12 protein-coding genes are annotated in these 14,663 nt (G+C 65.6%); 1 reads left to right on the top strand and 11 read right to left on the bottom strand.

Annotated elements, in window-relative coordinates:
* Positions 1-225 precede the first annotated feature (225 nt).
* The 10 genes from QW887_RS30360 to QW887_RS30315 all read right to left on the bottom strand — a co-directional run bounded on the left by QW887_RS30360 (position 226) and on the right by QW887_RS30315 (position 11,557).
* The gene (locus QW887_RS30360) at positions 226-1,566 is read right to left on the bottom strand and encodes an HlyD family type I secretion periplasmic adaptor subunit (RefSeq protein ID WP_316183764.1); all 1,341 of its coding nucleotides are present in this window, start codon (positions 1,564-1,566) and stop codon (positions 226-228) included.
* On the bottom strand, positions 1,563-3,305 hold the full coding sequence (locus QW887_RS30355; protein WP_316195734.1) for a type I secretion system permease/ATPase: 1,743 nt from the start codon (positions 3,303-3,305) through the stop codon (positions 1,563-1,565). The genes QW887_RS30360 and QW887_RS30355 overlap by 4 nt, the downstream gene beginning before the upstream one ends.
* Before the next feature lie 195 nt (positions 3,306-3,500).
* Positions 3,501-3,770: a GlsB/YeaQ/YmgE family stress response membrane protein gene (locus tag QW887_RS30350; RefSeq protein ID WP_315713716.1), complete on the bottom strand. Its 270-nt coding sequence runs from the start codon at positions 3,768-3,770 to the stop codon at positions 3,501-3,503.
* A gap of 124 nt (positions 3,771-3,894) precedes the next feature.
* Complete coding sequence (locus QW887_RS30345) at positions 3,895-4,878, bottom strand: ABC transporter ATP-binding protein (protein WP_316167329.1); 984 nt, start codon at positions 4,876-4,878, stop codon at positions 3,895-3,897.
* 254 nt (positions 4,879-5,132) lie between these two features.
* Positions 5,133-6,545 carry an amidase gene (locus tag QW887_RS30340; protein WP_316195732.1) on the bottom strand — a complete coding sequence of 471 codons (1,413 nt, stop codon included), beginning with the start codon at positions 6,543-6,545 and terminating at the stop codon, positions 5,133-5,135.
* On the bottom strand, positions 6,542-6,739 hold the full coding sequence (locus tag QW887_RS30335) for a hypothetical protein (RefSeq protein WP_009026147.1): 198 nt from the start codon (positions 6,737-6,739) through the stop codon (positions 6,542-6,544). Before QW887_RS30335 ends, QW887_RS30340 begins: the two co-directional genes overlap by 4 nt.
* 28 nt (positions 6,740-6,767) lie before the next feature.
* Complete coding sequence (locus QW887_RS30330) at positions 6,768-7,817, bottom strand: oligopeptide/dipeptide ABC transporter ATP-binding protein (RefSeq protein ID WP_315825918.1); 1,050 nt, start codon at positions 7,815-7,817, stop codon at positions 6,768-6,770.
* 5 nt (positions 7,818-7,822) lie between these two features.
* Positions 7,823-8,725, bottom strand: a complete 903-nt coding sequence (locus QW887_RS30325; RefSeq protein WP_315713712.1) for an ABC transporter permease — start codon at positions 8,723-8,725, stop codon at positions 7,823-7,825.
* Between the two features lie 2 nt (positions 8,726-8,727).
* On the bottom strand, positions 8,728-9,681 hold the full coding sequence (locus QW887_RS30320; RefSeq protein ID WP_315713711.1) for an ABC transporter permease: 954 nt from the start codon (positions 9,679-9,681) through the stop codon (positions 8,728-8,730).
* A 229-nt stretch (positions 9,682-9,910) separates the two neighbouring features.
* Positions 9,911-11,557, bottom strand: coding sequence for an ABC transporter substrate-binding protein (locus QW887_RS30315; protein WP_410052155.1), 1,647 nt, complete (start codon positions 11,555-11,557; stop codon positions 9,911-9,913).
* Between the two features lie 218 nt (positions 11,558-11,775).
* Between QW887_RS30315 and QW887_RS30310 the strand changes: the two genes are divergently transcribed.
* Positions 11,776-13,371 carry an ABC transporter substrate-binding protein gene (locus QW887_RS30310; protein ID WP_315713710.1) on the top strand — a complete coding sequence of 532 codons (1,596 nt, stop codon included), beginning with the start codon at positions 11,776-11,778 and terminating at the stop codon, positions 13,369-13,371.
* Between the two features lie 85 nt (positions 13,372-13,456).
* Here the strand turns inward: QW887_RS30310 and QW887_RS30305 are convergent, their stop codons facing one another.
* On the bottom strand, positions 13,457-14,488 hold the full coding sequence (locus QW887_RS30305) for a hypothetical protein (protein WP_316159349.1): 1,032 nt from the start codon (positions 14,486-14,488) through the stop codon (positions 13,457-13,459).
* Between the last annotated feature and the right edge of the window lie 175 nt (positions 14,489-14,663).

The raw sequence follows: 14,663 nt of genomic DNA, 5'->3' as shown, positions 1-14,663 counted from the left end.
GGCGTCTAGCGCCAAGGACCCAACGGCTTCCCGCCCACCATCATCATGGCAGACTTTCCAGACACAGGGACCCATACTCCGCAGCAGAAATGGGGCGCGACGCGAGACGTCACGAGCATCTCGCGCCACGACTGCTCCCTGTGGTTATGGATCCTCGCGTTCGCGGGGATGACGGCGAGATTGGAGCGCTGCCCGCCGTCTCTGCAGGGACGGCAGCCGGGCCCCTCACTTCTCCCGGAACGCACGCATCAGCTGGTCGTGCAGCGGCTTCATCAGGTAGGAAATGACAGTGCGGTCGCCGGTCTGCACGAATGCCTCGACCGGCATGCCCGGAATCAGCTTGACGTCGCCGAGCCTTGCGATCTCCTCGGGCGGCATCGAGACGCGGATGGTGTAATAGCTCTGGCCGGTGCGCTGGTCGGTGGTGACGTCGGGCGAGACGCGGCTGACGACGCCGTTCAGCTCCGGCGTGGTGCGCTGGTTGAAGGCGGACAGCCGCAGCAACGTCTTCTGGCCGACCTGCAGCTTGTCGATGTCCTGCGGATTGACCTTGGCCTCGACCTGGAGATCGTCGCTCTGCGGCACGATCAGCATGATGGTGTCGCCGGCGGTGATGACGCCGCCGACGGTATGGACGCTCGACTGCAGCACCATGCCGTCCTGCGGCGCGCGGATGTCGACGCGGCGAAGCTGGTCCTCGGCGGTGACCTTGCGCTCGACGAACTCGCCGATCTTGTCGGTGGTCTCGCGCAGATCCTTGGACACCTCGCTGACCATGTCCTTGTCGACCTGGATGATCTGCAGCTCGGTCTCGCTGATCTTGCCCTTGGCCTGGGCACGCGCGGCGATGAATTGCGCGCGCTCGCCGTTGAGGCGGGCAGCGTCGCGCTCCAAGGTGGTCAGGCGCGACAGCTGCACCAGATGCTGCTCATAAAGCTGGCGCACGCCGTCGAGCTCCTTCTGGACCAGCGCGATCTCCTGGTCCTTGGCGCTGACCTGCGCCGAGAGTCCCTCGATCTCCTCGTTCAGCTGGGTGACGCGCTCGCGCAGCTGCGCCTTCTGACCAATACGGCCGTTGACGCGGACCTCGAACAGCTTGGTCTCGCTCGCCGTCAGGCTCTTAACCTCGGGATCGCTCATGCGCTGCAGCAGCTGCGGCGGAAACAGGATCTTGGCCCAGCCGCGCTGCTCGGCCTCCAGCCGGGCGGCGCGCGCCTGCAGCGCATCGAGGTTCTTGGTGACGATGGCGAGACTTGCCTTGGTCACGGTGTCGTCGAGCCGCACCACGATGTCGCCGGACTTGACGACGTCGCCGTCGCGCGCCCGAAGCTCGCCGACCACGCCGCCGGTCGGATGCTGCACCTTCTTGACGTTGGATTCGACCACGATCTGGCCGGGCGCGATCAACGCGCCGGAAATCTGCTGCGTCGCGGCCCAGCCGCCAAGCCCGCCGGCGACCGCAACGACGACGCCCATGCCGACCAGCAGGTGGCGGCGGATCGACTCGCGCACGCTCTCCGTCTTGCGGCCGCCAGGAAGTGGACCGGCAACGACCTGACTGCTCATGGCTTCGCCACTCCGGCTTCCGAGACGATCTTGATCGGCGACGGCGCACGCGGCTGCAGCACCTGCGCCAGCACCGTCTCCTTCGGACCGAACGCCTGGGCGCGGCCGTCCTTCATGACCAGCACCTGGTCGACCGCCTCGATGCCGATCGGCCGGTGCGCGACGACGACCACGATCGCGCCGCGCGCCCGCGCTGAGCGCACCGCGCGTGACAGCGCCTCGTCGCCTTCGGTATCGAGATTGGAGTTGGGCTCGTCGAGCACGATCAGGAACGGATTGCCATAGAGCGCGCGCGCCAGCGCCACGCGCTGCGCCTGGCCTGCCGACAGCGCGGCACCCTGCTCGCCGATCTCTGTGTCATAGCCGTCGCGCATCTTGATGATCATGTCGTGCACGCCGGCTTCCTTGGCGGCGGCGATGATGCCGTCGGCGGAGGCCTGCGGATCGAAACGGCAGATGTTCTGCGCGACGGAGCCTGCGAACAATTCGACATCCTGCGGCAGATAGCCGATGTGACGGCCGAGCTCGTCCGTCGACCATTGGTCGAGCGCCGCACCATCGAGCCGGACATGGCCGCGCACCGGACGCCAGACACCGACCAGCGCCCGCACCAGCGACGACTTGCCCGACGCGCTCGGACCGATGATGCCGAGGCCATTGCCGGCCGACAACGCGAAGCTCACGTCCTGCACGATCGCCTTCTGGTCCCCCGGCGCGACGATCGAGATGGCCTCGACCGAGAGCTTGCCGACCGGCGGCTGCAGCAGGGTCGGCGCCGGTCGCTGCGGCATCGTCTGCAACAGATGGCTGAGACGGCGCCAGCTCTGGCGCGCGGCAACGAAGCTCTTCCAATGTGCGATCGCGAGATCGACGGGCGCCAGCGCCCGCGCGCTCAGGATCGAGCCGGCGATGATGATGCCCGCGGTCGCCTCCTGATGGATCACGAGATAGGCGCCGACCGCGAGCACCGCGGACTGCAGCATCATGCGCAGCACCTTGGCGATGGCGCCGAGGCCGCCGGCGACGTCGCTGGCGCGCTGGTTGCCGGCGAGATATTTTTCGTTGGTCTCGCTCCAGCGCGACAGCATGCGCCCGGTCATGCCCATCGCGACCAGGACCTCGGCGTTGCGGCGACTTGAGGTGGCGAGATCGTTGCGGCGGGCGGCGAGCCCCATCGCCTCCTTGGCCGGCGTGCGGGTGAGGAATTCGGTGATCAGCGTCAGGGCGACGAGGACGATGGCGCCGGCCAGCGCGGTAACGCCGAGCATCACGTGAAAAGCGAAGCAGATCGCCAGATACAGCGGTAGCCACGGCAGATCGAAGAACGCGCCCGGCCCCTGGCTGCCGAGAAAGCTCCTGATGTTATCGAGGTCGCGCAGCGGCTGCAGGCCCTCGTTGCGGCCGCCGGCGGACAGCGGCAGCCGCACCACGGTGTCGAACACCCGCGCGTTCAGGCTCTCGTCCAGCGCGGTACCGATCCGCCCGAGAATGCGGCTGCGGATCATGTCGAGCGCGCCCTGGGCGGCGTAAAGTCCCGCGGCGATGATGATCAGGCCGATCAGCGTCGGCACGGACCGGCTGGGCAGCACCCGGTCGTAGACCTCGAGCATGAAGATCGAGCCGGTGAGATACAGCAGGTTGATGATGCAGCTCATCACCCCAACGCCGATGAAGGCGCTGCGGCAACCGCGCAAGGCATCGCTGAGCTCGGATTGCCTCACGTGAGGTGCGGCCGCCATCACCACCATCTCTTCAATTGATCAAATGAGCTGCGTGACCGCCGATCAAAAGCACGGAACTGGCGGCAAACAAGGCGAAATATACTGATTCCCGCGGTGAGCGTCCAACGATGCTCACTTTAGCGTAAATTAGCTATGTGCTGGGGTATGTCGCGTGGCGCGGTGCAAACGTTCAGCCACGCCGGATCGCAAGCCCTAGAGCCGCCCGCCGGTCCGCACCAGCCGCACCACCAGCAGGAGAATGATGGCGCCGAGCGCGGAATAGACGATTTCCGACACGAGGCCGGTGCCGATCCGGACGCCAAGCCGCGGGAAGATCAGGCTTGCGACCAAGGCGCCGAGCACGCCGATCACGATGTCGCCGACCAGCCCGAAGCCGGTGCCGCGGACGATCTTGCCGGCCAGCCAGCCGGCAACCAGGCCAACGAACAGAATGACCAAGATACCTTCGTTCGATACGTGCATGGCGTGTCCTCATCCAGCGCGGACGATCGGTCCCACGCGTGGCAGCACCTTAGCGAGGCCGTTGCGACGCTTCGACACGCGATGGACGGTTTCGGCCAGAGACGAGCGCGTTTCGGGCGAACCGTTACGTGGCCGCCACACTTGCCGGCGCCTCGGCCAGGACGCAGCGCGCCAGCCGCTGTGGCCCGAGCGCAATGTTCGGCGGCATCGCCTGCGAGCAGCGCGGCTGCGCCAGGCCGCAGCGCGGTGCGAACGAGCAGCTCCGCGGCGCCCGGTCGAGCGAGGGTGGCGTGCCGGGAATGGTCTGCAGCCGCTCGCCGCGCCTGGCACCATGGATCGTCGAAGCCAGCAGGCCGCGCGCATAGGGGTGCACGGGTTGGCGCACGATTTCGCGCAAGCTGCCCTGCTCCACGATCTCTCCGGCATACATCACGGCGAGGCGGTCGCAGATCTCGATCGCGACGCCGATGTCGTGGGTGACGAAGATGACGGACATGCCGAACTCGCGCTGCAGTTCGCGCAGCAGCAGCAGGATCTGGATCTGGACGGTGGCGTCGAGTGCGGTGGTCGGCTCGTCGGCCAGCAGCACTTTCGGCCGGCACGCCAGCGCCAGCGCGATCATCGCGCGCTGGCGCATGCCGCCGGACATCTCGTGCGGATAGGACTCCAGGCGACGCTTGGCCGAGGGAATCCTGACGACGTCGAGCATCTCCAGCGCCCGCGCCTGCGCTTCCGCAAAACTCTTGCCCTCGTGCCGCATCACGGTCTCGGCGATCTGCCGGCCGATGGTGTAGACCGGATCGAGCGCAAGCCCCGGCTCCTGGAAGATCATCGACACGGAGCGGCCGCGAAACTGCGACAGCTCCTCGCCGTTCATCGCCAGCACGTCGCGGCCCAGCACCTTGACACTGCCGGAGATCTGCGTCCGCTTATTCGGCAACAGCCGCATCAGCGCCCGCATGGTCACGCTTTTGCCCGAGCCGGACTCGCCGAGCAGGCCGAGCACCTCGCCATCGCCGAGCGACAGGCTGACATCGTTCACCGCATGCACGGTGCGCTCGCCGGTGAAGCGGATGGTGAGATTGTCGATCTCGACGAGGTTGGTCATGGGGAGGCTATCTCACCTTGCCGTCAGGAATGCCGTGGCCAATTGCGAAGTGAGCTGCGCCCCTCCCCTGGAGGGGGAGGGTCGGCTCGCATGAAGCGCAGCGGAATGCGAGACGGGGTGGGGTGACAGCCCCTCCATGGACTCGCTTCCAAGGGGAGAGACCGTCACCCCACCCCGATTGCGCATGAGATGCGCAATCGACCCTCCCCCTCCAGGGGAGGGTGAGACCATCGAGCGGGATACACAGGTCTCCCTCATGGCAGCGTCGGCACCCTGGCGTGGAAATCAGTCGCGCGCTGGAAGGCGGCGCCGATGGTCAGAATCGTAGCCTCATCGAAGGAGCGGCCGATCAATTGCATGCCGACAGGAAGCCCCGTCGACGTGAAGCCGGTCGGGATCGCCAGCGACGGCAGGCCGAGATAGTTCACCGGGCGGGTGAAGCGGGTGATGCGCTGGATCACGGCTTCCGCGCCCGGCGCGCCGCCGACATCGCTCTCGGCGATCGAGGGCGTCACCCGCGGCGACACCGGCGCGATCACGGCATCGACGCCAGAGGTTGCCGCGACATGCGCCGCCAGCGCCGCACCGCGCCAACGCAGCGCTTCCAGATAGGCGACGCCGGAGACGGCCAGAGCGTTCTGCAGCCGCATCAGCACCTGCGGGCCATAGTCCTGCGGACGCTCGATCATCCAGCGCTTGTGGAAGGCGGCCGCCTCGACCGCTAGCACGAGCTGGCAGGCTGCGGTGAGCTGGCGCTGATCCGGCAGCTCGACCTGAACCACATCGGCGCCCTCGGTCTTCAGCACCGCGATCGTCGCATCGAGACAGCGCGCCACCTCAGGATCGAGGTCGTCGACATAGAACGCCTTGGGCACGCCGATCCTGAGACCCTTGATCGAGGCCTGGGTGGCGGCGACATAGTCCGGCACGGGCGCCGCGCTGGCGGTGGGATCCTCGGGATCGGGACCAGCCATCAGCCCAAGGATCAGCGCACAATCCTCCGCGGTCTGCGCCAGCGGCCCGACCGTGTCGAGCGACTGCGACAGCGGCATCGCACCGGCGCGGCTGACGCGGCCCCAGGTCACCTTCAGGCCGGTGACGCCGCAGAAATTCGCGGGCATGCGGATCGAGCCGCCGGTATCGGAGCCGAGTGCCGCGAAGGTCAGGCGCGCGCCGACCGCCGAGCCGGAGCCGGACGACGAGCCACCGGTGACGTAGCCGAGCTTCCAGGGATTGTGCACCGGACCGTAATGCGCGTTGTGTCCCGTCGGGCCATAGGCGAATTCGGCCATCTGCAGGGTGCCGAGCCGGATCGAACCGGCATCCTTCAGCCGCTGCAGCGCGGTCGAGGTCGTCGTTGCGACGAAGTCGCGCCGAATCAGCGAGCCGCAGGTCGAGATGTGGCCGGCCTCGTAATACATGTCCTTGTGCGCAAGCGGAACGCCGTGCAGCGGGCCCTTGGGGCCGTCCTTGGCGAGCGCTGCATCGGCTTCGGCGGCGGCCTTCAGCGCCGGCTCGGATTCGATCGCCATGAAGGCGTTCAGCTTCGGCTGCCACTGCGCGATGCGATGCAGGCAGGAGCGCGTCACCTCGACCGAAGAGAGCTTCCTGTCCGCAATCGCCTTCGCGACGTCGGTCAGGGTCATCAAGGCAGGTTCGGTGCTCATCGGCCCACCTTCAGCGTCTGCGCCAGGACGTAGCTCGCCGGCTCCAGGTCGAATGGGAGTGTACCGGCAACCGCGGCGAAGTTGTCGAAGGCCGGTCCGATCGAGTCGGCGATGCGGGTGGCAACCTCCTTGTCGACCGGCAGGCCGGAGGCCTCCGCGATGGCACTGACTTGCTGGGGCGTGGGTCTGGTCATTCCGCTTCTCACTGCTGGTGTCTGCCCGTCAGGCGGCCGGCGCCCGGCTGTGTCCCGAGCCTGGGATCGCCATGTGGCAGGCGGCCTGATGGCCCATTGTATCCAGCTCCGTCAATCTTGGCGCGACATTCGCGCATGGCGCCTCGGCAAATGGACAGCGGGTGTGGAAGCGGCAGCCGGCGGGCGGATCGATCGGGTTGGGTGGATCCCCAGACAGCGGCGGCTCCTCCGTGCGCCTGTCGGGATCGGAGGACGGCATCGCCGCCAGCAGCGCCCGTGTATAGGGATGCGCCGGCCTGGCCCAGACCTCCTCGACCGGACCGAGCTCGACGACCTCGCCGAGATACATCACCAGCACGCGGTCGGAGATGTAGTTGATGACGTTGAGGTCGTGGCTGATGAATAGATACGTCAGGCCGAACTCGCGCTTCAGGTCCATCAGCAGGTTCAGCACCTGCGCCTCGACCGACTTGTCGAGTGCCGACACCGCCTCGTCGAGGATCACCAGCCGCGGCGACAGCGCGAGCGCGCGGGCGATGTTGACGCGCTGGCGCTGGCCACCGGAGATCTCGTGCGGATAACGGTTGGCGAAGGTTTCGGGCCTCAGGCCGACCTTGCCGAGCAGCTCGCGCGCCAGCGCACGCGCCGCAGTGTCGGTCATGCCGTGCACCTTCGGCCCGAATGCAATCGACTCCTCGATCGTCAGCCGCGGATTGAGCGAGGCATAGGAGTCCTGGAACACCATCTGCATGCCGCGCCTGAGCTCGCGCAACGACATCTCGTGGCCGACCTGCCGGCCGTCGAAGATGATCTCGCCGGCATCGCGGTCCATCAGATGCATCAGGAGCCGCGCCGTGGTGGACTTGCCGCAGCCGGACTCGCCGACGATGCCGACCGTCTCGCCCTTGCCGATGACGAACGAGACGTCGTCGACGGCGCGCACCGTCTTGCGCGCGCCGAACAGGCCGCCACGGACCGGGAAGTGTTTCGTCAGGCCATCGACCCGCAGCAGCGGCTGCGCCTTGCCGCCGAGGTCCTCGATCGGCTGCAGTCCGGTGACTTCCGATGCTTCATTCATGCCTCTCAGCTCCGGATGTCCATCGCGCTACGCAGGCCGTCGCTGAGCAGGTTGAAGCAGATGGAGACAGCGAAGATCATCACGCCCGGCAGCGCCGCCACCCAGGGATTGACGTAGATCGCCGTACGCAAGGTGTTCAGCATCAAGCCCCATTCCGGCTCCGGCGGCTTGGTGCCGAGACCAAGGAACGAAAGACCGGCCGCGAGGATCATCGATACCGAGATCAGGCCGGTGGCGTAGACGAAGATCGGCCCCAGCACGTTGCCAAGCATGTGCGCGCGCATGATCGTGAACGCGTTCGCGCCCGAGGCGCGCGCGGCCTCGACGAAATCGCGATTGCGCACGCCCGTCGTGACGCTCTCGGCGACGCGGGTGATCTGCGGCACGAACACGATGGTCAAGGAGACGATGGAGTTGGTGATCCCGGCGCCGAGCGCGCCCGAGATCGCGATCGCCAGCAGCACCGAGGGGAAGGCGTAGAACACGTCGATGGTGCGCATGATCGCGGTGTTGACCCAGCCGCCGACATAGCCGGCGACGAGGCCGAGCATCGTGCCGATGCCGAAGGCGAGGATCACGGGCGAGATGCCGATCAGCAGCGACAGCCGGCCGCCATAGATCAGCCGCGCCAGCATGTCGCGTCCCAGCTCGTCGGTGCCGAGCGGATAGTTCGGCGTGCCGATGTGGCGCAGGCGCCGAATCATCGAGCCCTGATAGGGATCCGCGAGATGCAGATAGGGCGCGAGCAGCGCGGAGAGAAAGATCAGCAGCAGGATCGCGACGCAGACCATGCTGAGCTTGTCGCGGACGATCCGGCGACCGACGGTCGCCCAATAGCCGCGTGCGTTCGCGATCGGCGCGGCCTGCAGCGAGGCGTCGTTGAGGGCGCCGGGGGTACTGACGCTCATCGTTAGCCTCGCTTGATGCGCGGATCGATCGCGGCCTGCGCGATGTCGACCACGAGATTGAGGATGACGAAGAACATCGCCAGCACCAGGATCGTGCCCTGCAAGAGCGGCAGGTCACGCTGGAAGATCGCCGAGTTCAACAGCAGACCCGAGCCGGGCCAGGAGAAGACAGTCTCGATCAGGATCGAGCCGCCCAGCATGTAGCCGAGCTGCAGGCCCATGACCGCCAGCGCGGTCGGCGCCGCATTCTTCAGCACGTGGCGGAACACCTGGGTTTCGCGCAGGCCCTTCGCGCGCAGCGCCTCGACGAAATCCTGGCTGAGGATGTCGCCGGTCAGCGCGCGCACGGTGCGCGTGATGATGCCCATCGGAATCACCGAGGTGGTGATCGCGGGCAGGACCAGGAAGCGGATATGGGCCCAGTCCCACGACCATGCGCCCGAGCCGGACGGACCGGCGCCAACCGCAGGCAGCCAGTTCAGCTCGACCGAGAAGATGATGACGAGCACCATGCCGAGCCAATAGTGCGGCAGCGATACGCCGGCGATCGCAATGGACGTCGCCACCTTGTCGATCCAGCTGTCGCGGAAATAGCCGGCGACGAGGCCGAAGAACAGGCCGAGCGAGAATCCGATGATGGCGGCTGCGATCGCCAGGGTCACGGTGTTGGAGACTGCGCGCAGCACCTCGGCGAGCACGGGACGGCCGGTGGCGATCGAGCTGCCGAGATCGCCATTGACGGCGCGCCACAACCACAGCCCGAACTGCACCGGCAGCGGCTTGTCGAAGCCATAGGCCACGCGCAGCTGCTGTGCCAGCTCCTGCGACGCGTCGGCCGGCAGCACCGCAACGAGCGGATCACCCGGCGTGATGTGAACGAGCATGAAGCAGACGAGCGCGACGCCGATGATGATCGGGATCGCATAGACCATCCGCCTGGCAGCATAAGAGAGCACGAGTCACCTTCATAAGCCTCTCCTCATCGGCGGAGAGTCGCGAGATACAAGCGGCACCAAGAAAGCTCCCCTCCCCCTTGCGGGGAGGGGTGGGGGGTGGGGGTCCACACAAAAACTGCCGCCGGAGTACCCCCCTCCCCACCCCTCCCCCACAAGGGGGAGGGAGCGCAGCGGGGCAAGCGGCGAGATCAGCCTGCGAACGTGGACAAATACTCCACCACGCGAACGGCTACTCCACCGAGATCGGCGAGAAGTCGATGAACCAGCTCTTCGGCTGCACCACGCCCTTCACCTTCGGGCTCATCGCGCGCGGGCCGACGTCGTGCGCCACGTAGAGGAACGCCGCGTCATCGACCGACGCCGCATGCAGCTCCGCCAGCGCCTTGTCGCGCTCGGCCGGATCGAAAGTCTGGCGCGCCTTCTTCACCAGCTCATCGAACTTCGGGTTGTTGATGAAACCCCAGTTGTTGGAGACCGGCGGCGCCATCGAGGACTGCAGGAAGCGCACCAGCGCAAAGAAGGGGTCCATCGCCGCGTAGGTGACGTTGGTGGCGTTGGCGCCGTTGGCGGACGGATCCTTGGCGCCGCGACGCCAGTTGGTGAACAGCGTGTTCCACTCGATGACGTCGAGCTTGACGTCGAAATAGCACTCGGCCAGTGCCTGCTGCAGATATTCGTTCATCGGCAGCGGCTGCATCTGGCCCGAGCCCGACGCCGACGTCTGCGTCTTGACCTCGAGCTTCTTGTTCGGGCCGTAGCCGGCCTCCTGCATCAGCTTCTGCGCGGCCGCCTTGTCGTACTTGATCTCGAAGGTGACGTTGCCGCGCCAGGGATGGCCCTTCTCGAAGGTTCCGGTCGCCGGCACCATCAGTCCGGCAAGCAGGCCGTCGCGCAGGCCCTCGCGATCGATGCAGAGGTTGGCAGCCTTGCGAACGCGGATGTCGTTCCACGGCGAGCCTTCGACGCGCGAGAACTGCCAGGGCCAGACATGCGGCTGCTCGTTGGCGTAGAGCTTGAAGCCGCGCTGCTTGATCTCCGGCAGCGCATCCGGCGCCGGCGCCTCGACCCAGTCGACCTGTCCGGACAGCAGCGCCGCGGTGCGCGCGTTCGCCTCGGGCATCGGCAGCAGGATCATCTTGTCGGCCTTGGGCACACGCGCCTTGTCCCAATAGGCATCGTTCTTGACCAGCTCCAGCCGCTCGCGCGGCGTGAACTTCGCCATCTTCCACGGACCGGTGCCCGAGGCATCCTTGGCGAAGGCGGCCCAGGCGGCTTGCGACTTCGCCTTGTCGTCGGCGCCGGTCGCGGACTCATAGAGTTTCTGCCACTTCGTCGGGCTCGCCATGAACAGATTGGTGAGGTTGATCGGCAGGAAGCTGTCCGGCTCCTTCGTCGTCAGCTCGACGGTGAGATCGTCGATCTTGCGCGCCGATGCCAGCGTCGGCATGCGCGAGGCGGTGACGCCGACCTGGCTCGGATCGAACTGCGGCGCGTCCTGCTTCAGCACCTTCTCGACGTTCCACACCACGGCGTCGGCATTGAACGGCGCGCCGTCATGGAAGGTGACGCCGGGACGCAGCTTGAACGTCCACTTGGTCTTGTCGGCATCGTCGACCTTCCACTCGGTGGCAAGGCCGGGAATGACGACGCTCGGCTTGTCCTCCGACGACAGGTCCCACATCGTCAGCGCGTCGTACATCGTAAGGCCGGTGAAGCGGTTGCCCTCGAAGCCCTGATCGGGCTGGCCGAGCGTGCGCGGAATGTCTGCGGCAGTCATGCCGATGCGCAATACGGTTTCCGCGCCCGCCTGCGCCGGCAGCACGAGGATGGCAGCGCTGGTCATCATGGCGGCCGCAACGGCCACGCGCGTCGTCATTGAGGTCGCAATACGCAAAAGCACGATCAAGGTCTCCGATCAGCTGGCTAAATTCTGGGCAGCATTATGCAACGCCTATGCCAGCGGTGCTCCCGATCTCGTGCCTGCGACGCGAGGTCACAACCGTTTGTGCTCGAACGATCCGGTCAGAGGCTTGGCACCCCGATTGCAGGTCTTGCGCGTCGAATTTGATCCGGTTTCAACGGAGCTTCATCTTCATGCGTATCCGATTCTCATTACTCGCCACTGCGCTCGCGCTCAGTCTTTCCGCGGTCGCGGCGCGGGCCGAAACGGTTCTGCGCTACGGCATCTCGATGGCGGACATTCCGCTGACGACGGGCCAGCCCGATCGCGGCGCCGGCGCCTATCAGTTTACCGGCTACACGATCTATGATCCGCTGGTGGCCTGGGACATGAGCATCGCCGACAGACCGGGCAAGCTCATTCCCGGCCTCGCCACCGAATGGAAGATCGACGAGGCCGACAAGACCAAATGGCGCTTCACCCTGCGCAAGGGGGTCAAGTTCCACGATGGCAGCGACTTCAATGCCGATGCGGTGATCTGGAATCTGGACAAGGTGCTCAACGATAAGGCACCGCAGTTCGACAAGCGGCAGAGCGCGCAGGTCAAAACACGCCTTCCCTCAGTCGCGAGCTACGCCAAGATCGACGACTCCACGATCGAGATCACGACCAAGACGGTCGACTCGTTCTTCCCGTATCAGATGCTGTGGTTCCTGATTTCGAGCCCGGCGCAATATGAGAAGCTCGGCAAGGATTGGGACAAGTTCGCCAGTCAGCCCTCCGGCACGGGACCATTCAAGCTGACCAGACTGGTGCCGCGCGAGCTCGCGGAGCTCACCAAGAATTCCGAATATTGGAACAAGGACCGGCTGCCGAAGACGGACAAGCTCGTGCTCGTGCCGATGCCGGAAGCGCTGACCCGCACCAACGCGCTGCTCGCCGGCCAGGTCGATCTGATCGAGACGCCGGCGCCGGACGCCGTGCCGCAGCTCAAGGCGGCCGGCATGAAGCTCGTCGACAACGTCACACCGCATGTCTGGAACTATCATCTCAGCGTGCTGCCGGGCTCGCCCTGGACCGACATCCGCCTGCGCAAGGCGCTCAATCTCGCGATCAATCGCGACGAAGTGGTCGGGCTGATGAACGGCCTCGCCAAGCCCGCCAAGGGCCAGGTCGACCCGTCGAGCCCGTGGTTCGGCAAGCCGAGCTTCGAGCTGAAATACGATCTCGCCACCGCCAAGAAGCTGGTCGAGGAAGCCGGCTATTCGCCAGCCAAGCCGCTGAAGACGACCTTCATCATCGCGCAGGGCGGCACCGGCCAGATGCTGTCGCTGCCGATGAACGAATATCTGCAGCAGAGCTTCAAGGAGATCGGCATCGACATCGACTTCAAGGTCGTCGAGTTGGAGACGCTGTACACGCATTGGCGCAAGGGCGCCGCCGACGAGATGAACGCCGGCATCACCGCCAACAACATCGCCTATGTCACATCGGACCCGCTCTACGCGATCGTCCGCTTCTTCGCCTCCGACCAGATCGCGCCCGTTGGCGTCAACTGGGGCGGCTACAAGAATCCCAAGGTCGATGCGCTGATTGCTGAAGCCAAGCAGACGTTCGATCCGGCCAAGCAGGACGAGTTGATCGCGCAGGCGCATGCGGCCGTGGTCGACGATGCGGTGCTGGTCTGGGTCGTGCACGACACCAACCCGCACGCGCTATCGCCGAAGGTCAAGAAGTTCGTGCAGGCGCAACACTGGTTCCAGGACCTGACGACGATCGGGGCGGAATAACTGACCGGGCCGGCTGCCGTCGCGCTCGCAAAGAAAGAAGCCCGGCGTTTTGCCGGGCTTCCTCTTCAGCACGATAGCCAGTATTTCATTTCCCGAAGGCGCCCGAGTCAAACTTGTAGGAGGCCTGGAGAAAGCCGCCGTACCGCTCGTAGCTGAAGGTCGTGGGCGACCCCGGGACTCCAGGAAATTGAGTGGTCCCACTGGTCGTCCGGGCGTACCAATAGCGGCCACCGACGCCGACGCTGAAATTTCTCGTCACGTCGTATGACACAATGCCCTCGAGCTGGTAGCCCCAGCCATTTCCAGATTGCGGAAGCGGATTGATGTCGGGGCGCAGCCAGTGATTGTCGAATCCGCTCAGCCGGACATAGGGCAGAACGGCGCCATCGAGGGTGACGTTCCAGTTCTGGCCGAGCTTGAAGACGCCGTTCAACCCCACACGGAGCGAATCCCAGTTCTCGGTCTTGCTGAGCACCAGCACGCCCCCCGCAACAGGATCGAGACCACAAATAAACGGATTGGTCGCGACCTGGGTACATCCGTATGCGTTGACGGTTTCGTAGAAATGGTTGTAGCCGACGAAGCCGCCGACCTTGAACGCCGGCCCCCTCCAGAAATTGTAGCCGGCGTCGATCGTGCCGTACCAAAGCCTGCCGCTGTTCACGCTGCTGTCCGTATTCGAGTACGGAATGACGGCCGGCGGGAAGTCTTCGTCGTTGAGCCTGCCGCTGAAGATGTTGCCACCGCCCGCAAAGCCCTTGGCGAAGAAACCCAAACTGTGATCGGCCCTGGCGAACCCCTCGCCGGCATGGCTGTTGAGATTCTTGTAGGTCAGCAGAGAATTGGTTTGGCCAGCGACGAAAGGATCGCCCAACGTGTAGCGGGTGCGGCCCGAACTGTAGAAATAGCGGGCGCCGACCTCGAACTCCCACAACGAGACCGGCGGAGGCGGCGCCTTGACCGGGAGATCCGCGGCCGACACCGCGCCCGCCCCGAGCACACAAGCCACAGCAGCAATGAGGCTGCCCGCAACTGGTAGAGTGAAACGCTTGATCGCACCCCGTGCCGGCCTGCCCTGCGTCAAACCGGCCGCACTCCCGTCCTCAGAAGACTGCATCGATGCCCCCCATCTGCATGCACTTTCTATCTTGAGTAGAAAAATGCTACAAGCACGCGCAGATTCATGCAATCGACGTCACATGACACAAGTTGCTTCTTATCCCGCTGTTGCAACCTCGCAACAAACGCGATGCGCTCGACGCCTGCTCGATTGCGCTATCCTTGTACCCGTC

It is taken from the genome of Bradyrhizobium sp. SZCCHNRI3052, assembly GCF_032484895.1.
Classification (GTDB): domain Bacteria; phylum Pseudomonadota; class Alphaproteobacteria; order Rhizobiales; family Xanthobacteraceae; genus Bradyrhizobium.
Note: the sequence above shows the minus strand (reverse complement) of the source record. Positions and strands in the feature narration are given on the sequence as shown.